This window comes from Embleya sp. NPDC056575, assembly GCF_042793325.1.
Taxonomy (GTDB): Bacteria; Actinomycetota; Actinomycetes; order Streptomycetales; family Streptomycetaceae; genus Embleya.
This window is the reverse complement of the sequence record NZ_JBHTVA010000204.1, coordinates 1-342: the sequence shown is the minus strand read 5'-3', so window position 1 is coordinate 342 and position 342 is coordinate 1. Positions and strand designations below refer to the sequence as shown.

Annotated in this window: 1 pseudogene; it reads right to left on the bottom strand. The window is 69.9% G+C overall.

Features of this window, described 5'->3' with window-relative positions:
- Window positions 1-342 (bottom strand): annotated as a pseudogene (locus tag ACFRCG_RS48765) (glycosyltransferase); the annotation flags it as partial.

Here is a 342-nt window from a genome sequence, read left to right as displayed (position 1 = left end):
ATGAGCGGCGCGAGGACCGGCGTGATGATCTGGAAGATCACGACGAGCGGCATGCCGATGCGGCCGAAGCGGCCCGACGGACCCTTGTCCGTCAGCGACTTGCGGTGCTTCCACAGCGCCTGCATGGTGCCGTACGACCAGCGGTAGCGCTGCGACCACAGCTGCTTCAGCGAACTCGGCGCCTCCGTCCAGGCCCTGGCGTGCTCCTGGTAGACGACCCGCCAGCCCGCGCGGTGCATCGCGATGGTGATGTCGGTGTCCTCGGCGAGCGTGTCCTCGCTCATGCCGCCGACCTCGAGGACCGCGTCGCGGCGGAACGCGCCGATCGCGCCCGGGATGGTG